The organism is Candidatus Zixiibacteriota bacterium, from assembly GCA_021159005.1.
Lineage (GTDB): Bacteria > Zixibacteria > MSB-5A5 > UBA10806 > 4484-95 > JAGGSN01.
This window is the reverse complement of the sequence record JAGGSN010000119.1, coordinates 1-20927: the sequence shown is the minus strand read 5'-3', so window position 1 is coordinate 20927 and position 20927 is coordinate 1. Positions and strand designations below refer to the sequence as shown.

Here is a 20927-nt window from a genome sequence, read left to right as displayed (position 1 = left end):
AGTGTGGGAATGACATCACTATAGCATCCGCCTAAGGCGGACAAAAGGCCGGACAGTAGTGATATATTTTATATTCTTAATGATAGGTTTTGACAAAACAATAAATTACTGTTTTTACTAAGCGTTGCTTGGCAGCAAGGTTAATTATTTGGAATTATGTTGAGCATTTAACGTTAAAACACGATCCTGGCCCCTCTCGAGAGGGGAATAATAGAAATTGAGCGGCCAACATCCATATCATTGCCGCCTGACCCTTCTCAAGAAAGGAATAATAAAGATTGGTGCATTAAGACGTACGCCAACCACCCTAAACAAGAGGCAGACTGTTGACAAAGACCGCCCCGACTGGAAAGTCGGGACTATTAAATTTTTGCTAAAACTCTAACCGCCTAATAGTCGGGGCTTTCAAGCCTCGACTATTTCTATGGTATTGAAATAAATCTCAATATTACTTTGTCAACATTCTGCTTTATAGACGAGTAAAAGTTTATGAATAATTCAGGCTAATTAACTAATCATAAAACTAATGCTTCTTGTGTGATTAAATCCCGCATGTGATTAAATACAGCAATTAATAATGAATATTCTAAATAAATGAAGACACTTTTTCCTTTTGCCGATAGTTCTTAATATAAGCATGACAAAAGATTATGTTGAATTGCACTAATCCTTTGATAGTTTACAAATTTGGCTGAATTTTTGCAATTGACATTTATGTCGGATTTAATACATTATGGTATTAAAGGAATTACTTTATGGTGAGATACAGGGAGATACAATGAAAAACATTTTTGCAGCGCTGATTAGTTTGTCATTTCTCTTATACCCGTTAGTTGCGGCTAATGCCGAGTTTTCCGATGAAGTATTGGAGATTCAACGGATGATAGCCGAAAACGGACTTCACTGGACAGCCGGAAAGACATCGATGATGGATTTGCCTTCGGATGAAAGACAGCTTCGGCTTGGCCTTGAAATCCCGGATGATGTAAAAGAAAGATTCGACAAAATAAACCAGATGCCGCCGCCGCTTCTTCTAAATACACAGGAATGTTTCGACTGGCGTATGTTTGGCGCGGTAACTCCTGTTAAAGATCAGGGGGCTTGCGGTTCATGCTGGGATTTTGCCGCTACCGGCGCTTTCGAGTCGGCGTATTATATTGCCGAAGGTATCGAGCCGGATTTTTCTGAGCTTCAAGCATTAGTATGCAACTGGGGCGGTTCAGGCTGCAATGGCGGCTGGATGGAAGACGCTTATCATGTATTTATGGATTACGGCGCGGTGGATGAATCATGCATGCCGTACCGAGCTAATGACAATCTGCCCTGTACACAGGAAGAATGTGTTCCGATTGCTGTTCAAGACGGCTTTGAGAATGTCCCGAATAATGTTAACGCAATCAAGAACGCTCTTATGTTGGGACCGTTATCGACTACTTTCACGGTCTATAACGATTTTTATGGCTATCAAGGCGGCTGTTATGACCATGCTGATGTTGAGCCGCTTAATCATGCTGTCGTGATAGTTGGCTGGGATGATGAAATGTGCGATGGCGAGGGCGCCTGGATTGTTAAAAACAGTTGGGGGGAAACATTCGGCGATGATGGATTTTTCTATATGAAATACGGCGCGGCTGGTATTGGAGAGTTTACTCAGAAGCCGGTTTATGGTCCCTCCGGAACTCCTGAATTTTCATGCAATACTGATTCTATCGAGATTGATTTACAGATAGAAGAACAAACTGAAATCAACTTGGAGTTTAATAACTTTGGCGACGGGAATCTGCGATATATAATTGAAACTGTTCAGCCTGAGGGCCAGGATGATTTCGGTTATTACTGTCTCAACAGCGATGAACCATCGGGACCGGCATTTAATTGGGTCGATATATCGAGTATAGGTCAGGTAATTGAGTTCCCTTATAATAATGATGACGGCAACTCAGGCTGGATAGACCTTGGTTTCGATTTCCATTTATATGATTGCGAATACAACCGGATAAGGATTTGCACTAATGGCTGGGCGACCTTTATGGGCGGCTGGCTGATTAATGCCGACAATCTAAGTATCCCCAATGAAATGGTGCCTAATGATCTGATAGCTGTATTCTGGGATGACTTGACTTTCGAATATGGCGGCGAGGTTTATTTCTATACCAACAATGTCGATAGCGCAATAATAACCTGGCAGGATGTTCGAACTGCTAATGGCAGCGGCGAGCATACGTTCCAGCTAATCCTGAATGCGCCGAATACAATCACCTGCCAATATGCGGATATGAGCGATAACGATTTGGATGGCTGTTCAATCGGCATCGAGAATCATTATGCCGCAATCGGCTTGGAGGCTGCCTATAATTCTCCATACGTGCATGACTCGATGGCTGTCAGCTTTAACATTGGCGATTCAAATGCGCTGGATTGGATAACAATTGAACCCGCCGCCGGAACTGTTCCAGCCGAAAGCAATTCAAATATCCCTGTTGTTTTCAGCGCGGAGGGACTTGATGCCGGCATATATAACGCAGCCATCGAAATTTTGACTAACGATTTTGATAACTTAGAAAGTTATATTCCGGTAGTTATGAATGTTGACGCTACCGGAATTGAGGAGACCATATCCTTGCTGCCTGATGATATAGAATTATATCCTGTTTATCCCAATCCGTTCAATGCGACTGCATCAATCGGTTATTATCTAACCAAACCAAGTGAAGCTGCCGTCGAGATATTCAATTTGACAGGCCAAAAAACGGCGGTTCTTTTTAATGGTTATCAGCCTGCCGGCGAGCATACGGTAAACTGGGATGCCGGCGATAATGCCTCCGGAATTTATTTTGTCAGATTAAAAAGCGATGAGCATGTAAAAACGGTTATGATGACTTTATTGAAATAGTCTTCAGCAAATAACAATAGATACTAAATGCCGGAGTTAGTGCTCCGGCATTTTATTTTGCACTTTATAAATTCCAGCATACGATACTGCAATATATAAGTTTGTCATTACGAACCCCCGCTAACGCTTTAAAGAAACGCAGTCTATTTCATTATAGTCCGGTTTTTCTATAAGCCAAGCCTTTTACCTCTGATAAAAACCGGACAGTAATGATAAACAACGTTAGATACCATACAACGGCTTATATTTATCCCACAGATAATTCATCAAATACTCATGACTAAGCTGCTTGCCCGTTGTTTTGATTACTAAATCATTAGAGTGATAACGCTGCCCTTGCTTATGTATATTTTTTCTTAACCAGTTTAATAATTCTTCGAAAGAGCCTCTGGCGAATTGATCATCGAGATCACCTAAATCTTCTTTAGCTTTTGCGAAAAATTGCGCGGCATACAGATTGCCGAGAGTATAAGTCGGGAAATAACCAATTAACCCGGCGCCCCAATGAACATCCTGAAGACAGCCGCGAGCATCATCCGGCGGCGTTATGCCAAAATACTGCGCAAATTTTTCATTCCAGATGCTTGGAATATCATCGGTTTTGACCTCGCCGCTAAATATGGCATGTTCTATTTCAAATCTCAACAGGATATGCAGGTTGTATGTTGCCTCATCCGCTTCAACTCTGATAAAGGATGGCTTGACATCATTAATGGCAAAATAGAAATCGTCCAGATTTACATCGCTTAACGATTCCCAATAAATCTGCCGCGCTCTGGGGAAAAAGTATTCCCAGAAAGATTTCGAACGTCCAACCATATTTTCCCACATGCGGGATTGCGATTCATGAATGCCAAGCGAAACAGCTTCGCCCATAGGCAAACCGGTATATTTTGGGTCGAGTCCCTGTTCATACATACCATGGCCAGCCTCATGCAGTACACCAAATAACGCTTGCCCGATATGTTTTGGATTAAAACGCGTGGTTATACGAACATCCCCGGGGCCTATGCCGATGCAAAACGGATGAGTGGTAATATCCAGTCGGCCGCCATCAAAATCATAGCCGATAGCCGCCGCCGCCGCTTTGTTGAATATCTCCTGTTTGTCGACTGCGTAGTCGCGTTCGATTATTGATATATCCGGTTTTTTGCCGGAACTGGCAATTGCTCCAACAAGCTCGACCAAATCGGAACGCAGCTTATCGAATACTTCCCTCAGATTCTCTGTCGATTCACCCGGTTCGTAATCATCCAAGAGCGCATCATACGGTTCTTTATTATAACCTACCGCTTCCGCTTCCTTATGCTTCAAATTAATTACCTTAGTCAGCCAGGGTGAAAACATGCTGAAGTCTGATTTCTGACGGGCTTCAACCCAGGCATGTTCGGCCAATGTGGTTGTTTTTGATAATTCCTCAACAAGCGTCTTTGGGATTTTTATCTTCTTATCGTAAGACCGCTGTAATTCTCTAACATTCACAGCATCCGATGACAACGGGTCATCCAATTCGCCGCTGCCTGCAATTTCAGCCAACAGTTCGCCTATTCTCGGTGAGACGAATTTTTCATGGCACATGCCAGCAATTAAAGCTGATTGTTCAGAGCGATTTTCAGCTCCCTTTTTTGGCATATAGGTGCGTTCATCCCAAACTAAAACAGCCTGACATGAACCAAGCAGGCTAATCTCTTTTACCAATCGCGTTAGTTCATTTAAATTCTTTTTCATCTTCTCTGTCATACTATCTCCTTAAGCTTTTTTTGATGAATGAATGTAAGCATACTCTTCATATTAAGCAAATAAAAGTTGCATAGCTTACAGTAATTAATAATTAATAGTTAAGAACATCCGATAAACATTAACACGCATAAGAAAAAATATTTAATTAATTAATAAAAAGTTAAAAAAATGAACATTTTATGTTGACATATATCATCGTTTGAAGTAAAAAATAATAGATAGATGATTGATAACCACATTTAAGGAAGGAGAGTCTAATATGCCAGCAAGGAAGAAAGCTGCAAAGAAGAAAGCTGCAAAGAAGAAAGCTGCAAAGAAGAAAGTGCGTTGCGCTGCTATAACAAAAGATGGCAAGAGGTGCAAACTGATGGCAACACCGCCGGCAAAATTCTGTCATCTGCACAAAGGCTGGAAGCCGCCGAAAAAGAAAGCGGCTAAGAAGAAAGCAAGAAGAAATTAATTAAGCTGTTAGCTTTTACGAGGCGGTTAGAATAAAATCTAACCGCCTTTTTTATTTGAATAGAAACATGCTGATACAGCTTTGCCGATATCAACCCGGAGACCAAAGGTATCGCTTCAAGTCAATATTATCCTGCAGATCAAATGTTATCCCTTCTTTCTGCAATCGCTCTTTTTGAATTTCATAACCATAGCTTGGTTTTAAAGAGATGTGTCCTTTGCTATTAATAACCCTGTGCCAGGGTAATCCTTCTTTTCGGGAGGATGAATGCAGTGTTCGCGCAACCTGACGGGCGGCGCGCGGATTACCTGCAAAAGCGGCAATCTGTCCATATGCGGCAACTTTGCCGCACGGTATCCTTTTGATTATGTCTATTACTTTCTCATGAAACGTTAAAATTCCGGATATATTATTTTGTCCAGCTTTCATTATTGATAAACTCCCGTATCTTCAGATAGTATATTATACATGTAGTTTAATATACGGCCTAAATCCATCAGGGTTTCGCTATATGAACAATCTAAGCAATTATTGCATCTGCATTTTGCATGAACGGCTATAATTTCTCTTGATAATAACGGAAGTACTATTTATATATGCCTACATAATAAGATGAATATAATTAATAAAAAAGAACCGCCGATTTATAATCTCAAACCGGTATTTTGTTTCACCTCCGATATGGATTGGGCCAGCGAGGCGGCATTGACAAACTTGCAGGAAATTTTCGATTTATACGATATTCATGCAACCTACTTTGCGACTCATGAAAGTTCTTTGATTAACAAATGGTATAAAGAAAAGAAAATTGATGTCGGCATTCATCCGAATTTTTTACCCGAAAGCAGTCATGGGAATTCATTCAAAAAGGTTATCGATACTGTTATGAAATTTGCTCCTCAGGCAAGATGCTTCCGTTCTCATCGCTGTTTTGATGCTACGCCTGTTACTCACGCCTTAGCTGAAAGAGGCATATTGTATGATTCTAACATGATAACAAATCTTCAGCAGGGGATTATGCCTATCAAACATGAATCTGGACTGATACGATTTCCTGTTTTTTATGAAGATGGCACTCATTTTGAATGGCGTCGAAGCTGGGATTTTGGCAAGTATGCCGAATTATTCGGCTATCCGGGCATTAAGATTATCAGCATTCATGCGATGATTACCGCTCTTAATGTTACAACATCCGAATATTGGGCGCAATTAAAAGTAAAATTCCCGCCGGATAGATGGATTAATATGAGTAAAAACGAAATCACTGAAAATATCTGCGTTAATCCCGGACCAAGACAATTTCTAAAAGATATGATTGAATACATAAAAACCAACAATCATGCAATAATGACTATGGAAGAACTATACCAATACTATATCGATAATGAAGCATAGTATGTTTTAGAATATCTAAAATAGGAAAATAATTGACTAATTCAAAACATACCGGCAAGGTTCTGGTTCTTGGCGCTGATTTTAAGAACTATAGAAGCTGTTTAACTATAATTCGCTCGCTGGGGCGGTACAACTTGCAGGTGCATATCGGCTGGTATCAAGCGAGCGATGCCGCCTTACATTCACGATATGTATCAAAGGCACATGATATACCATCATATTCTCCTGATGATGATGCTTGGAAAACCGAATTAACAACCCTGATTGAAAAGGAAAAATATGACCTGGTAGTGCCCGTTAATGAGCAAGCTTCCAAGCCTCTTGAGGAGCATCGCCAGGAATTCGAGAAATATCCCGGCGTATATCTTCTGAATAAGAAAGCTTATGATATTGCTTTCAATAAAATCAAAACCGGCGAACTGGCAAAGATGCTTAATATATGCATCCCTAATGAGCGAAAAGTAAAAGACCTCTCGCAAATAGATGCCATCATTGATGAATTCAAATTTCCGGTTGTTCTCAAACCAACCGCTTCGTTTGGTCTTAAAAACCTGCAAAAGAAGCTTTATGTATATAAAGCATACAGTCGAGATGAACTGAAGACTATTTTAAATCATCTGCTTTATTACGGGGATGTTTTAGCGCAAGAAAATTTTATAGGCACCGGCGTAGGGATTGAGTTTATAGCAAGTCAGGGAAAGATTCTGTTTGCGTTTGAGCATATCAGAATACATGAACCCCTTATGGGCGGAGGCAGTTCCTACCGTAAGAGCGCATCGCCTCACCCGGAACTATTGGAAGCATCTAAGAAACTTATAAAGGAAATGGATTATACCGGTGTTGGTATGGCTGAATTCAAATACAATTTTAAAACCGGCAAATGGATATTCTTAGAAATCAATGGCAGGTTCTGGGGTTCATTGCCATTAGCCGCTGCAGCCGGCGCTGATTTCCCCCGCTTCTTATATCAGATGAGGGTTGAAAATAAATCGGATTTTAACCAGTCATTCAAAACAAATCTATATTGCCGGAACACCATCAGGGATTTTGAATGGATAGTGCAAAACATCACCGCAAATAAATCCGACCCATCGAAAAATACTCTGCCAAATTATCGAGTATTTGCCGAGATATTTAATGTTTTATCATTGCGTGAAAGAAACGATACCTGGGTCATCGATGACCCGATGCCCGGCATGCGTGAGCTGGGACGGTTAATCATCGTTGCGGCAAAAATAATTCGCTCGGCATTGATAGACTATATGCCATGGCGATGGTATCGTTCATATAAAGCTCGCCGCATGATATATAAAGCAAAAAGCGTTTTATTTGTGTGTTACGGCAATATATATAGAAGCCCTTTTGCTCATTATTATGCTAAAACTGTTTTTCCCAATTCGGTGATGATTAATTCTACCGGTTATTTTCCGCGGGATAAGCGGCGATGTCATGAAAGAGCGGTGGATATTGCCTTGGAACTTGGGGCTGATATGTCGGAACATCGTTCAAGCATTATCACGCAAGAGATGGTTGACAAAGCTGATATAATTCTGGTTTTTGATAGATATAACCGCCAGACTATTATTGATAAATTCCCATCTGCCGCTCGGAAAATATATTATACGGGCGCTTTATCTTATAAAGGGACGGTTATAATAAATGACCCGGTTATGGGGAATCTTTATACGGTAAGAGAAATATATAAAGCCATAAAGCGAGCAATTGATTCTATATGGTAAATCAGGCCGCACTTTTATAAGATTTTTTATTCGGATAGCAAAACATTTCATTAAAATGTTCTATTGATTTGCATATCAACTGTTAATTTTTAAGCTTTATTGGATACAGTAATAATAACCATAAAGGGAGAAAATGAAATTGCTAATAAGCAAAAACATTAGCGGTTTTTAAAACAGCAATTAAAAATTGCATAAGGGGGTATTGTGTTAAGCTTGAGGAAAAACAGCATATTTTTACAGGTCATGTTTATAGGGAGTATAAAAAAGGGGGATATTCCGGGTCTCTAATTCATAATGAATTAGAGACCCAACTAAGGGATTAGCTGAAATTAAAGCGTTTTACAGAGGGTTAAACGTAAAACAATTATCACCTTCAAAAGGAGGGAATTATGAAAGTTATTTTAGCGGCGCTGATAATAGCAGTATTTATATGCGGCAGCTGTTTTGCAGCCGAGTTTTCAAATATTGCGCCTATGAAAAGCATTAAAGCCCTAACCGGTCAGGAACCGCTTCCGGATGGCAATGCTGTACCATATCAACCCGGAGCGATTCTTGATTCTCCGGGCATTATTGTTGGCACAACTTATTACGATTATCAGACGAATGGCTCAACCGGCAATCGTGTGGCTATTTGCAGTGATGGCTCCAAGTATTTTAACTGGATGTATATGTCTGATTGGCCGAATTTGCCCCGCCATGTTTATCACAATTGGATGGATGCTGACGGCAACCTGAATCCGAATGCTATCGATGGACAGGTTAACTGTGATGCCGGCGCTGGCTACACTAATTTGGATATTATCTACAACAGCCGCGGTTGTTTTACATACCATTCCTCAGGCGGAACCGCTCCGACTTATGTTACCGTATCTGTCGATAATCAAATGCCCGGAATGGGACTCTTCGAACACTATAACCCGCCGGATGAACTGTTCCCGCAAACTCAGGACAGCCCCGGCAGGTGTTATTGGCCTTATGTGTGCGTTGACCGCAGCGATAATATTCATGTTGTTATGACAGAATATACCGACCGCCGTCTTTCGCGAATGGCGTACTGCAATTCAACCGATGACGGCACAAGCTGGGGAACACTGCAGTTTGTCGATACTGTTATGGTTACCAGCAGCGTTATTGACGCTTCACCTGTTTCCGATAGAGTGGCATTAGCCTATTCAAGAACTACTGATACTACAACCCAGTGGCGCAATGATATTTACTATGTTGTTTCTGATGATGGCACCTTATGGAATTTTCGTTACGGCAGAAATAATATCACCAACTATGCCGATGACGATGATTCATTGTTTGCTTATACCGATCTTGATATCATCTTCGACTACAATGACAATATCCATATAGTCTGGACAGACCAGGGGTGTTCGCTTAACTATGTTTATTTTCGCACCAATCTTAAGCATTGGGATGAGGAATCAGGTGAAATCGAAGAAATCATGCACCATCCGGATTCATTATGGACGATAGAAAACATCGAAGGCGTTTTTAACCGTCCTATAAGCAAGATGAATCTTGGCGTTAGCGGAAGCGACAGCCTGTTTTGCACATTCACCTATTTCGATACTTCCGATGTTTCTGCCGGCGGTTTCGCTAATGGCGAGATATATTTGGTCTATAAATATAATGGCGCTTGGTATGGACCACAAAATCTAACTAACTCACCATCGAACGGTTGTATCCCTGGCGAATGCGACAGCGACCACTGGTCAACGTTAGCCGATGTTGTCGATGATTCTCTGCATATCCTGTATATAAACGATAAAGATGCCGGCGGAATCCCCCAAACAGAGGGAACTCCAACTGAAAACCCGGTAATGTATCTAACATGCTTAAAACCGTATATTCCGGGCATAGACGAAGACGATAACCATCCGATGAATTTCAGTCTCAGCCAGAACTATCCCAATCCATTCAACTCGCGAACAGTAATCAATTACAGTTTGCTAAAACCGTCGCAAGTGCAGCTTGCCATCTATGACATCTTCGGCAGGCATGTCGAAACTTTGGTCGATGAATCTCAGCCAGCAGGCTGTTATGAGGCAATCTGGAATGCCGATGGCGCTGCTTCCGGCATATATTACTATAAAATCCGTACAGGAGGAAAAAGCGCAACAAAACAGATGGTTCTTTTGAAATAGTCTTAATAAAATGCGGGAGTGTTCCGAATGGATTATTTCTTGACTATGGCAATAAAAAATTAATCGGGATACTTCCGCTGAGGGGGTATATGCTTGCGCGGGAGTCAGCCGCTTGCTATTAATTATTCGGTTTGATAGCTTATGCTGCTGTTTTTTGAGGCAGTTGCTGTTTTTTCATCATTTGAAAAAAGTAAGCCTGCCGCCAAAATCATCACTACTAACACCCCAATAAAAATAATTAAACGATATTTCATGGTTTCTCAAGTTCCAATATTAGCGTCCAACGGCAAGTCTTTCAATTAGATATTCCGGCAAGCCCGCTTTGGACATTTGCTTTTGCGTTTCGTTTAAATTGTAAGCGATTCTTTTAAGCCTCACTATTTTTTTTTCTGTATCGCATATTAAATAACAGCTTCTAGGGTCGCTATCGCGAGGCTGACCGACCGAACCGATATTAATTAGATATCGCTTGTTATCACATATATTTTCTTGTTCTTTCTGTGAAATACTGCAGCTCCCCTCCTCATCTCGAGTAACAATATATGGTCGATGAGTATGTCCGATAAGGCATATTTGATTTTTGAAATACTCAAAGTTTTCAACAACATCATCCATATCAAGAATATAATGCCATTGGTCCGGTTCTTTTGGCGAGGCGTGAACAAGCATGAAATTATCGACCTCGCTGGTAATCTCGAAATCACTAAGTATTTCAATAGCTTTCTGGCTTATTGAATCCTTTGTCCAACTCATCGATTCTGCGGCATATTGATTAAAATAATCGGTTTTCATCAGGCCTAAGGCAGCATAATCATGGTTGCCCATCAGCTTTATTTCTGCTATTTCATCAATAAGCTCGACGCACTCATTGGGATTGGGACCATAACCGACCGCATCGCCTAAGAAGAATATCCTATCGATTTTCTCGGCGCGAAAATCGAGAATTACAGCATTTAAAGCTGCTAAATTGGCATGAACATCTGAAAAAAACGCAAGTCTCATTAATCTCTATTCTCTATAAAACGGAACAAAGTTTTGCCTATTTGGACAAGATCATCGTTTTTTAACATATAACGATCCACAATCTCGCCATTAACAAGAGTTTTTCCTTTTCTTCCCAAGTTCACCACCCAATAATCTGTTCCATCCTGAACAACCTTGGCCTGAACACCGGAAACGAACCAGCCTTTGGCTTTAATGTTAGCGAGCTTGGAACTGCCAATTGTTACTATGGCAGGCGATAAGGGATACTTATCATGTTCGGTTCCATGCTCTCCCATAAGAATAGAGCAGCCTGCATCACTTGTCAACTGTTTTGCTAATTTATCTTTCTCAAGAAGTTCTTTTTGGTGTTTGGTTTTTAAAACCATAGTGCCATCCATGCCAAATACATTGTCATCTTTACTTGTTTCATGATTGTAAATCAGGCTGTATTTACCGATGGTTATGGTATCATTGTCCTTAAGAACTTCCTCAGTGATTTTACGCGAATTAACAAAAGTGCCGTTCAGCGATTCATTATCCATAATAATCGCCTGTTTATCGCTAAACTCAATTATCGCATGACGGCGCGAAACCCCTCTATTGTCGAGCGCAATATCATTATCCGGGGTTCGACCAACCGTTACTCTCCTTTTTTCGGTAATAAATTTTTCAATAATTTTGTCTTGAAATTTGACGATTATCTCGGGCATAACTCCCCCTTAATTAATAAATTACAGGGAAATATTATTGTTTTTTTTCTCACAATAACTTAATTATCCTTGCTAAACGATTAATGGTTTAATTTAGCTTGCGTTGCCAGCTATTTACTTTTATTTTCGGTAACATGCGGCTAAACTTTAAGATATATAAACAGGTTATGCTGGCTCCGGCGGCGGGTGTTACAGATTCAATCACTCGCAGGATTGCCCGAAAATGGGGTGCGGATGTCTGTGTAACGGAAATGGTATCCACCGAAGGATTAATCCGTAATGGCAAGAAAACCAAGGCGTTAATGAATTTCGACGAGACCGAAAGGCCAATAGGAATTCAGCTCTTTGGCTCCAATCCCGACCATATGGCTGAAGCCGCCCGCCTTGCCGCTGATTTTAACCCCGATTTCATCGACCTGAATTTTGGCTGTCCGGCTCGCAAAGTTGTGTCAAAAAATGGCGGCGCTTCTTTGCTTATGAATTTACCAAAACTCGAGCAAATAATTAAAAGTGTTGTAACAGCTGTCGATTTGCCGGTAACTATTAAATACCGCTCGGGCTGGGATGACAAAAATATAGCCGCAATTGAGACTGCTAAAATAGCAGAGGCTAATGGCATAGCCGCAGTCTGCCTTCACCCGCGCACTGTAAAACAGAGATTTGCGGGAACAGCCAATTGGGCATATATCCAACAGGTGAAAGAAGCCGTTGCTATACCTGTTATCGGTTCCGGAGATATAGACAGCCCCGAAAAGGCGAAGCTAATGCTCGACCAGACCGGCTGTGATGCTGTCATGATTTGCCGGGCTTCGTTTGGCAATCCCTGGATATTTAAAAGAGCAAAACATTATATTCAAACCGGCGAGCTTCTTCCTGAACCTGATGTCGATACTCGAATAGCCGTCGCCCTTGAACATCTGCGTCTGTCGGTTCGGGAATATGGAACATGGCATGGATTAATCCGCATGAGAAGCAAACTAAGCTGGTATATTAAAGGGCTTCCGCAGGCATCGAGGTTAAGGTCAAAACTTGTCTTGCTGCCATCCGAAAAAGATGTTATAAACCTGTTGGAAAGCTATAAAAATTATTTAAAAGATAAGGATTATGAACCCACAGATTATAAAACAGATTCTGCATGATGTGAAAACTGGCAAAATATCCTTAGATGAAGCTCTGGGAAAATTAAAATACCTGCCGTTTGAAAATCTCGGTTTTGCCAATATAGACCATCATCGCACCCTGCGCACCGGCATGCCGGAGGTGATATTTGCACCGGGGAAGACTGCTGTTCAGATTATCAAGCTTGTTAAGGGCATGAAAAAAACCGGCATTGATGTTTTAATTACGCGCACCGACCTAAAAATATATAAGATGGTTAAAGATAAATATAAATCGGCAATATATAATCCCGATGCCCGTATTATTCATATTCCAACCCGAAAGAAAAAAACTGTTTCGGATGATATTATCCTTGTAATCTCCGCCGGAACTTCCGATATACCGGTGGCTGAGGAAGCGGCTATAACCGCTGAAGTAATGGGAAATAAAGTAACAAGGATTTTCGATGTAGGAGTCGCCGGTATTCACCGTTTGCTTGCGCATAAGGCATCATTAGAAAAAGCAAGCGTTATTATTGTTGTTGCCGGAATGGAGGGCGCTTTAGCCTCGGTAGTCGGCGGTTTAACTGATGTGCCGGTAATCGCTGTGCCCACATCGATTGGTTACGGGGCATCGTTTAACGGCATATCGGCATTGCTTGGAATGCTTAATTCATGCGTACCGGGCGTAGTTGTGGTAAATATCGACAATGGCTTTGGCGCGGCGTGCGCAGCTAATTTGATTATTAAAAAGAAGAAGTGAATTTGAGTTGAGGGCTTATGCAATAAACCCATAAGGCTGTTGACAAAAGGATGAGAATGGCAATTTTTAAAACTGTTTAATTTTATAGAATCGTAACGCGTAGGGGCGTCTGCCTGAGGCGGATACGTCCTATTGTTGCCAAACAGCGCTTGGTAATAAGAGTGGTTTGTTGCTTTGTCAACAATCAGAAGAGCTTATTCAATAAACCCCTACGGATAATATAAACAACTGACAATACAGGATAAAACAAAGGGTATTTTATGAAAATAGCTTACTTTGATACAATATGCGGAGCGGCGGGCGATATGATTATCGCCTCGATGCTTAACTGCGGCCTCGATTTCGAACGGTTGAAATTAGAACTGGCCAAGCTTCCCCTTGATGGTTATAATCTGCGAAAAGAAACAACCTCAAGACATCATATAGCCGCAACTCGGTTCATTGTCGAGATTGAGGAAACTCATTCACATCGCCGCTTGAAAGATATCGAAAATATTATTAACGATTCCAGCTTAAAAGAAAAAATCAAAATGCAAGCTGTTGAGATATTCCGCAAGCTGGCTAAGGTAGAGGCGAAAGCGCATGGCGAAACAGTCGATAATGTCCATTTTCATGAGGTGGGTATGGTCGATGCTATCATCGATGTCTGCGGCGCGGTTATCGGGCTTGATTTGCTTGGCATAGAAAAAGCATATTGCTCGCCTTTAACGGTAGGTCATGGCATCGTAAACACTCAGCACGGAACAATGCCGGTACCGGCGCCCGCTGTCAGTGAATTGATAGTCGGCTATCCGGTTGTTCAGGTTGATATTTCGGGTGAAATTACAACCCCGACCGGAGCTGTTTTGCTCACCACTCTGTGTACGTTTGCTAAGCCCGGTCAATTTATGCCTCAAGCTATCGGATATGGCGCAGGCACGAAAGACCATAAAGCTCTGCCTAATTTCTTGAGATTATTCATAGGTGAATCGCAGGCTGAGCTGGAAGGCGACGAAATTGCCCTTATAGAGACTAATCTCGACCGGACTCCGCCTGAGCAAATAGGTTATTTAATGAATAATCTATTTGCCGCAAAGGCGCTGGATGTTTTCATTACGCCTATTCAGATGAAGAAAAACCGTCCCGGACAGATGCTTTCGGTTTTATGCTGTATCGAGGATGAGAAAAAATTAGCCGGGATAATATTTTCCTCCGGGGCTACTCTTGGGTTAAGACGCAAGCGAGTTCAGAGATGGAAACTTCCCCGCGAGAAAAAAACTATAAGCACAAAGTATGGCGAAATATCGGTAAAGCTTGCAAATTATGAAGGTAAAGCATTATATTTCCCCGAATATGAGTCTGTGGCCAAAACGGCCAGGCAGGCTATGATGAATTTTGATGATGTGTATTTTGAAATACTAAGTCAGCTTAGAAAGGAGTCCTAATGGCAGGCGGTATTCTGGCGATTGCTGAACTAAAAGGAACTAAAATTGCGCCGGTTGCAAAACAGGTTATTGGCACAGCTCGCAAAATGGCTGATGAAAAAGGCTTAAACGTAGCTGTTGCGGTTATCGGCAATAATGTGGGAAATTTATCGGATACTCTAATTAAACTTGGCGGGGATGTAGTTTATGTATGTGATTCCCCGGAGGTGGAGAACTTTGTTGATGAAAGCTATGCTAAAATTTTAGCAGAAATTGCGGCTAAAGAATCCCCGAAAGTTATTCTCGGCGGGGCAAGTTTTTTCGGCAAGGAGCTATTCCCCCGCTTAGCGGCGCTTTTAAATTCAGGCATGGCGCCTGATATAACCGGACTAGAATGGGATGGCGACAACATTTTAGCCGCTCGCCCGACTTACGGCGGCAAGGCGATTTTGAAAGTCTCTCCTGTCGGTCCCGGTCCTCAAATAGCCACCCTTAGACCAAAAGCATTTGCGGATGCCCTAACGGATGACAATCGTTCGGGCAATAGCGAGCAGTTTGCTTATGATGCCGTCAAACACGGCAGCCGGTCGAAAGTCTTGGAAAAAGTTGTTGAGGGCGGTCAAACCGTAAGTCTTACCGATGCGGATGTTATAGTATCCGGCGGCAGAGGCCTTCGGGATGGCGACAACTTCAAACTTATCAATGAACTGGCAGAGTCTTTAGGCGCCGCGGTTGGCGCCTCGCGCGCTACCGTTGATGCCGACTGGATTGTCTATTCGCATCAGGTGGGACAAACCGGTAAGACTGTCAACCCCAAGCTTTACATCGCCTGCGGGATATCCGGCGCTATTCAGCATCTGGTAGGCATGCAGACATCCAAAGTTATAGTTGCTATAAACCGCGATGAGGAAGCGCCGATATTTAAAGTTGCCACTTATGGCATAGTTGGCGATCTGTTTGAGTTCGTGCCGGCTCTTACGGAAAAAATCAAATCGATGAAATAAGTTTAAAATTATTTGAAATAATGGGTCATCTGAAAAGATATATTTAATGCAGATGACCCTGTTTACTTATTACATAGTTTGTTAAGCATGTTGGGTGGTCAAAGAGCATCCGCCTTAGGCGGACACCCCTACAGATTAATCGTGCTGTCGGGTTGTTATAGCCGATGGCTGCATGCAGTATAGAAAATCATTGAAGTTTTAACAGGCAGGGTTAGCATGAAAACCATGAAATACATAACAGCAATCATAATAATAGCAAACTCGGTTTTATTCGGACAGTCAGCCAATCAGTTTGATGAATATTTAGGCAAGGACTGGTATGGCATATATATGCAGGATAATAAAATCGGCTGCTATTCCATGGAGCTGAGCAAAAAGACAAAAGACCGCTGGATTGCCAAAATGGAAATGAATATGACATTCATGATGAATCAAACTAAGGCGGAGATGTCATCATCGGAGACAAGAATATATCAGGGCAGGAATGCGGAGCTGGCATATAGCAAGTTCGTTAATATTAGCGACGCCGGAAGCATTACGGTTGAGGGAAAAAAGGAAGGTGATAATTATAATGTTGTTATTGATATTGCCGGTCAAAAAACAGTAACGAACTTTGACTGCCCGGTTGAAACATTAGCCGATGTCTTAAAGATTGAGATGCTTGCTGTCGAGGGGAAACTGCATGTTGGCGATAGATTTGCTATCAAAACTTTTGAATCTGAACCGCCGATGACCGGCATAACGAACCATCTAACAAATATTGAAAACAGACAGGAGCTTATATTTGGCGGTGTTGCTACTGATATTTTTGTAGTTCGCGATAGTTTGCCTGCTATCGGCGTAACCGCTCAGCTTTATGTTGATTACAATGGCAATATTCTCAAACAGGGGTTTGCTCCCTTGGGGATGGTTATGAAGTCCGAGCCGGAGGAATTAGCCAGACAGCTTGATTGCGATTATGATCTTCTAACTAATAATATTATAAAAACTGAAAACGGTCCGGAAAATCCAGCCGAAATTTACAGCGCCGTTTATATTATCAGCGGTTATGATATTGCTCAATTGCCGGCATCCGACCGGCTGATAATAGATGCGTTTTCAATCGACAGCGCTCAGATAACAGTAAATCGAAAAGTGTCCCATCAATTCGAGCTTGATATACCTATCGATAATGACAGCTTAAACAGTTATCTTCAGGCAGAACAGCTAATTCAATCCGATAACCCGGAGATAATCAAGCTTGCTAAAGCGATTGTCGGCGATGAAACAAATGCCTTTGAGGCGGCGAAGCTTATCAACAATTGGGTGCATGAGAATATCAGGAAGGAATTCTCCCCTGATATATCGAACGCTCTTCAAACACTTAAAGCAGGCAGGGGCGATTGCGGCGAACATTCGGCATTGGCAACAGCGTTAAACCGCGCTTTGGGAATACCCTCGCGAATAATTGCCGGTGTTGCCTACTGGCCTGGCGGTAAAGGCTTTGCTTTTCATGCCTGGATAGAGGTTTATGTTGGCGAATGGATACAGATGGACCCTACCTGGGGGGAAACATTTGCCGATGCCACTCATATTATGCTGGCAAAAGGCGGATTGATTGACCAGATAGGCCCGGTTTATAATGGCCTTATGGGATTAAAAATAAAGATAGTTAGCTGCAAACAGCCGATTTTATCCCGATAGACAGCGGCTGTATTTATAATGAAACTATAAAAACTTAGAATATATTAATGTATGAATAGAGAAGAAATAGCTGACCGAATTCAGGAATTAACCGGCTGGACAAGCACCAGACGTTTTCAAATAATTACCGATACCTCCGACTGGATGCGGATAATCCGCGGTGATGTTTTATCTTTGGGTAATAAGTATTTTGTGGTCAAGGGCAATAAATACGAAACCCGCTTCGGTATCGGCGAACAGCCCAAATACTGGGTTTTAGGCGCTTTGGATTTGGAAACCGGAGATGAAAAAATTATCAAAATGGTTTTCCATGAGGATTTTAATGTGCGTATCGGCGTATTTAAAATCAATTGCTATCGAAGCCCTGAAAAAGAGGCGCGGGTTCTCGATATGATTTTAGGCGACAGACGCTTTATGCAGGGTTATACAGTGAAAGACGAAAAAGGCAATCAGGTCAGGATAATTGATTTTATTAAAGGCGAAACAATGCTTCAGCGTATACATGAAGAACCCAAAAGCCACGAGCATTTTTTCCATGAAGATTTGCCCGATATCCTTCTGAAATTAACAGATTGTATTCAGGCAATACATCTTCTTCACAGCAATCATACCTGTCATGGCGACATTCGCAACGATCATATAATAATTGAATCGGGCACGGGTCAATATAGATGGATAGATTATGATCTTAATCAGCATGTATCCGATTTTGATACATGGAGCATGGGCAATATTATAAATTATATAGTTGGCAAAGGCATCAACTCTTTTAGCCGTGTTCTAAAAAGTGAAGAGTTTTCAGATAAAATTAAACGAAGCCTGACTCCCGATGATGCCTCTGCGTTTTATGAATACAGGATAATGAATCTTAAGAAGCTTTATCCATATATCCCCGATAGATTAAATGATATTTTATTGCATTTTACTATCAAACCCAAAGTGTATTATTCCAATATGACCCAGTTAGTTAGAGATTATCATAAAATGTTGGAAAAAGATTTTCATTTAAGGTAAAATTACGTATGATATTTGTTATAAAGAAGGCTATTTAATAATTAAAGGGAAAGAAATAATATGAGAGCGGTTATAATAGGCGGCGGTAAAGGATGCAGAGCTATCACAAAACTTGCTCTCGGTTCTTTTCTCAAAGAACTGACTCTTGATATTGTATATATAGCCGACCCCGACACAAATGCGCCGGGAATGGTTTTTGCCCGCCAGCATGGTATAAAGACAACTTCCGATATGAAAGAGGCGTTATCGCTGCCGAATATAAATCTGGTCATCGAGTTGACAGGAAAAGATGAAGTCCTTGAAGATATCTACAAATTAATTCCGCGAGGCATCAAAGTGTTTGATCATACATTCGCTAAAATATTCGTTGACCTTGCCAATGCCCAAAAAGACCAGACTCGCCAGCTTAAGGAGATAACTGAACTTGAGCAGAAAATTGAGAAAGAACGACACTTCCTTCAAAGCCTGTTTGATAAAATCCCGGAATTGGTAGTGGTTTTTGATAAGAATAAGAAGATAATTAAAATAAACACCAGTTTTAGTATATTCACCGGTTATTCCCCCGAGGAGGCAATTGGTAAAAGCTGTATCGAGCTATTTTCTAACACCGAGCTTAATGCTAATTGTCAACAAACTGTCAATTTGCTTGATGATGTTTTGAAATCCAACCAGATGAGAACTCTAATCTGGCAGTCGCCGCCGCCTAATGAAGCATTTTGGGAGGTAACTCATACTCCAATTCTTGATAAAGATGGAAATACCGAGGAGATACTCAGCGCCTGGCATCGTATAACAGAGCAGGTAATGCTTCAACGCAAGATAGAAAGCGCCGAATTGCGGTTTAAAAGCTTTATCGATTCGGCGAGCGATTGGATATCAGTCAAAGACCTCGATGGCAGATACTTGATAGTCAACAAAATTACTGCCCAATCATTACATCTGGAACCCGATGATTTTGTCGGGAAGAAACCGGAAGAAATTATTCCCGCTGACCTGGCTGAAATGATAACCGAACATGATGCGCAGGTTATTAAGGATGACTGCTATCATTCATACAATGAGATTATTCCAATAGATGGACGGAACCAGCATTTTCAAACTATCCGTTTTCCTCTAAAAGATTACAAGGGAAGCGCTATAGGCGTATGTACTATTATGCGGAATGTTACATCAGAAATGACGCTTAGAAAGCAGCTTGAGCAAGCCGGCAAGCTGGCGGCGATTGGCAAACTTGCCGCTGGGGTTGCGCATGAGATAAATAACCCCTTAACCGGCGTTTTGGCTTATGCCGAAGACTTAGTCGATGATATTCCGGCAGATGACCCGCATCAGGATGATCTTAAAGTTATTGTAAGGGAAACACTGCGCTGCCGTGATATAGTTAGAAATCTGCTCGACTTCTCCCGTCAGGAAAACCCGAAATTTGAAAAGCTTAACCCAAATAAAATTGTAAATCACACCCTTTCTCTTGTAGAAAAATTGCCCCAGTTCAGGAATATCGAAATAATAAAACGACCTTCAAAAAATATGCCGAGCATACAGGGAGACCCTCATCAAATTCAGCAAGTAATACTAAATTTTATGTTAAACGCTGCCGAGGCAATGAAAGAAAAAGGCGAAATCAAATTGATTACAGAGTATGACGAACGGCAAGACAAATGCATTATTAAAGTTGAGGATAACGGGCCGGGAATACCTGAAAATTTAAAAAATAAAATATTCGAACCATTTTTCTCAACTAAAGGAACCAGCGGGTTAGGACTGGCAGTAAGCTGGGGTATAATCGAACGTCACCTCGGCACTATCGAAATTGATATGTCTGATAGAGGAGGTGCTTCATTTCGTATTATTTTCCCGGCGTATAACGAGAATTCAAATTTCTATAACGG

General features: G+C 41.5%; 15 protein-coding genes and 1 pseudogene. 12 read left to right on the top strand and 4 right to left on the bottom strand.

Annotated features, from left to right (window positions below; genetic code table 11):
• The first annotated feature begins 778 nt into the window (after window positions 1-778).
• Window positions 779-2893, top strand: a complete 2115-nt coding sequence (locus J7K40_07835) for a T9SS type A sorting domain-containing protein (protein MCD6162308.1) — start codon at window positions 779-781, stop codon at window positions 2891-2893.
• A gap of 222 nt (window positions 2894-3115) precedes the next feature.
• On the opposite strand, the gene J7K40_07830 is transcribed toward J7K40_07835, so the two are convergent.
• Window positions 3116-4621 (bottom strand): carboxypeptidase M32, encoded by a 1506-nt coding sequence (locus tag J7K40_07830; GenBank protein MCD6162307.1) that lies wholly within the window; start codon window positions 4619-4621, stop codon window positions 3116-3118.
• A gap of 274 nt (window positions 4622-4895) precedes the next feature.
• On the opposite strand from J7K40_07830, the pseudogene J7K40_07825 reads away from it, so the two are divergent.
• Window positions 4896-4979: pseudogene (locus J7K40_07825) on the top strand (histidine biosynthesis protein HisIE).
• A gap of 204 nt (window positions 4980-5183) precedes the next feature.
• Here J7K40_07825 and J7K40_07820 read toward each other — a convergent pair.
• Window positions 5184-5522, bottom strand: a complete 339-nt coding sequence (locus J7K40_07820; protein ID MCD6162306.1) for an MGMT family protein — start codon at window positions 5520-5522, stop codon at window positions 5184-5186.
• Between the two features lie 183 nt (window positions 5523-5705).
• Here J7K40_07820 and J7K40_07815 point away from each other — a divergent pair, with 183 nt between their 5' ends.
• The 3 genes from J7K40_07815 (at window position 5706) to J7K40_07805 (ending at window position 10380) form a co-directional block, all read left to right on the top strand.
• Complete coding sequence (locus J7K40_07815; GenBank protein MCD6162305.1) at window positions 5706-6488, top strand: hypothetical protein; 783 nt, start codon at window positions 5706-5708, stop codon at window positions 6486-6488.
• Between the two features lie 32 nt (window positions 6489-6520).
• A complete protein-coding gene (locus tag J7K40_07810; GenBank protein ID MCD6162304.1) occupies window positions 6521-8227 on the top strand; it encodes a hypothetical protein in 1707 nt (568 codons plus the stop codon).
• Window positions 8228-8616: 389 nt separating this feature from the next.
• The gene (locus tag J7K40_07805) at window positions 8617-10380 is read left to right on the top strand and encodes a T9SS type A sorting domain-containing protein (GenBank protein ID MCD6162303.1); all 1764 of its coding nucleotides are present in this window, start codon (window positions 8617-8619) and stop codon (window positions 10378-10380) included.
• 273 nt (window positions 10381-10653) lie between these two features.
• Here the strand turns inward: J7K40_07805 and J7K40_07800 are convergent, their stop codons facing one another.
• Both J7K40_07800 and J7K40_07795 read right to left on the bottom strand, forming a co-directional pair.
• The gene (locus J7K40_07800) at window positions 10654-11382 is read right to left on the bottom strand and encodes a metallophosphoesterase family protein (GenBank protein ID MCD6162302.1); all 729 of its coding nucleotides are present in this window, start codon (window positions 11380-11382) and stop codon (window positions 10654-10656) included.
• Complete coding sequence (locus J7K40_07795) at window positions 11382-12074, bottom strand: FHA domain-containing protein (GenBank protein MCD6162301.1); 693 nt, start codon at window positions 12072-12074, stop codon at window positions 11382-11384. The genes J7K40_07800 and J7K40_07795 overlap by 1 nt, the downstream gene beginning before the upstream one ends.
• A 134-nt stretch (window positions 12075-12208) precedes the next feature.
• Between J7K40_07795 and dusB the strand changes: the two genes are divergently transcribed.
• The 7 genes from dusB to J7K40_07760 form a co-directional block, all read left to right on the top strand.
• Window positions 12209-13213 (top strand): tRNA dihydrouridine synthase DusB, encoded by a 1005-nt coding sequence (dusB, locus tag J7K40_07790; GenBank protein MCD6162300.1) that lies wholly within the window; start codon window positions 12209-12211, stop codon window positions 13211-13213.
• Window positions 13179-13934, top strand: a complete 756-nt coding sequence (larB, locus tag J7K40_07785) for a nickel pincer cofactor biosynthesis protein LarB (GenBank protein MCD6162299.1) — start codon at window positions 13179-13181, stop codon at window positions 13932-13934. The genes dusB and larB overlap by 35 nt, the downstream gene beginning before the upstream one ends.
• A gap of 260 nt (window positions 13935-14194) precedes the next feature.
• Entirely contained in the window at window positions 14195-15358 is a 1164-nt protein-coding gene (gene larC / locus J7K40_07780; GenBank protein MCD6162298.1) for a nickel pincer cofactor biosynthesis protein LarC, read from the top strand.
• Window positions 15358-16341 carry an electron transfer flavoprotein subunit alpha/FixB family protein gene (locus J7K40_07775; GenBank protein MCD6162297.1) on the top strand — a complete coding sequence of 328 codons (984 nt, stop codon included), beginning with the start codon at window positions 15358-15360 and terminating at the stop codon, window positions 16339-16341. The genes larC and J7K40_07775 overlap by 1 nt, the downstream gene beginning before the upstream one ends.
• 225 nt (window positions 16342-16566) lie before the next feature.
• Window positions 16567-18024, top strand: a complete 1458-nt coding sequence (locus J7K40_07770) for a transglutaminase domain-containing protein (protein MCD6162296.1) — start codon at window positions 16567-16569, stop codon at window positions 18022-18024.
• Between the two features lie 51 nt (window positions 18025-18075).
• Entirely contained in the window at window positions 18076-19038 is a 963-nt protein-coding gene (locus J7K40_07765) for a serine/threonine protein kinase (protein MCD6162295.1), read from the top strand.
• Window positions 19039-19098: 60 nt separating this feature from the next.
• The coding region (locus tag J7K40_07760) for a PAS domain-containing protein (protein ID MCD6162294.1) at window positions 19099-20927 on the top strand (1829 nt) is incomplete at its 3' end.

Coding starts and splice junctions, on each gene's coding strand:
- J7K40_07765 (MCD6162295.1), top strand. CDS start 18,076: ATGAATAGAGAAGAAATAGCTGACCGAATTCAGGAATTAACCGGCTGG.
- J7K40_07815 (MCD6162305.1), top strand. CDS start 5,706: ATGAATATAATTAATAAAAAAGAACCGCCGATTTATAATCTCAAACCG.
- J7K40_07835 (MCD6162308.1), top strand. CDS start 779: ATGAAAAACATTTTTGCAGCGCTGATTAGTTTGTCATTTCTCTTATAC.
- dusB (MCD6162300.1), top strand. CDS start 12,209: ATGCGGCTAAACTTTAAGATATATAAACAGGTTATGCTGGCTCCGGCG.
- larC (MCD6162298.1), top strand. CDS start 14,195: ATGAAAATAGCTTACTTTGATACAATATGCGGAGCGGCGGGCGATATG.
- J7K40_07770 (MCD6162296.1), top strand. CDS start 16,567: ATGAAATACATAACAGCAATCATAATAATAGCAAACTCGGTTTTATTC.
- J7K40_07830 (MCD6162307.1), bottom strand. CDS start 4,621: ATGAAAAAGAATTTAAATGAACTAACGCGATTGGTAAAAGAGATTAGC.
- J7K40_07795 (MCD6162301.1), bottom strand. CDS start 12,074: ATGCCCGAGATAATCGTCAAATTTCAAGACAAAATTATTGAAAAATTT.
- J7K40_07775 (MCD6162297.1), top strand. CDS start 15,358: ATGGCAGGCGGTATTCTGGCGATTGCTGAACTAAAAGGAACTAAAATT.
- larB (MCD6162299.1), top strand. CDS start 13,179: ATGAACCCACAGATTATAAAACAGATTCTGCATGATGTGAAAACTGGC.
- J7K40_07820 (MCD6162306.1), bottom strand. CDS start 5,522: ATGAAAGCTGGACAAAATAATATATCCGGAATTTTAACGTTTCATGAG.
- J7K40_07800 (MCD6162302.1), bottom strand. CDS start 11,382: ATGAGACTTGCGTTTTTTTCAGATGTTCATGCCAATTTAGCAGCTTTA.
- J7K40_07805 (MCD6162303.1), top strand. CDS start 8,617: ATGAAAGTTATTTTAGCGGCGCTGATAATAGCAGTATTTATATGCGGC.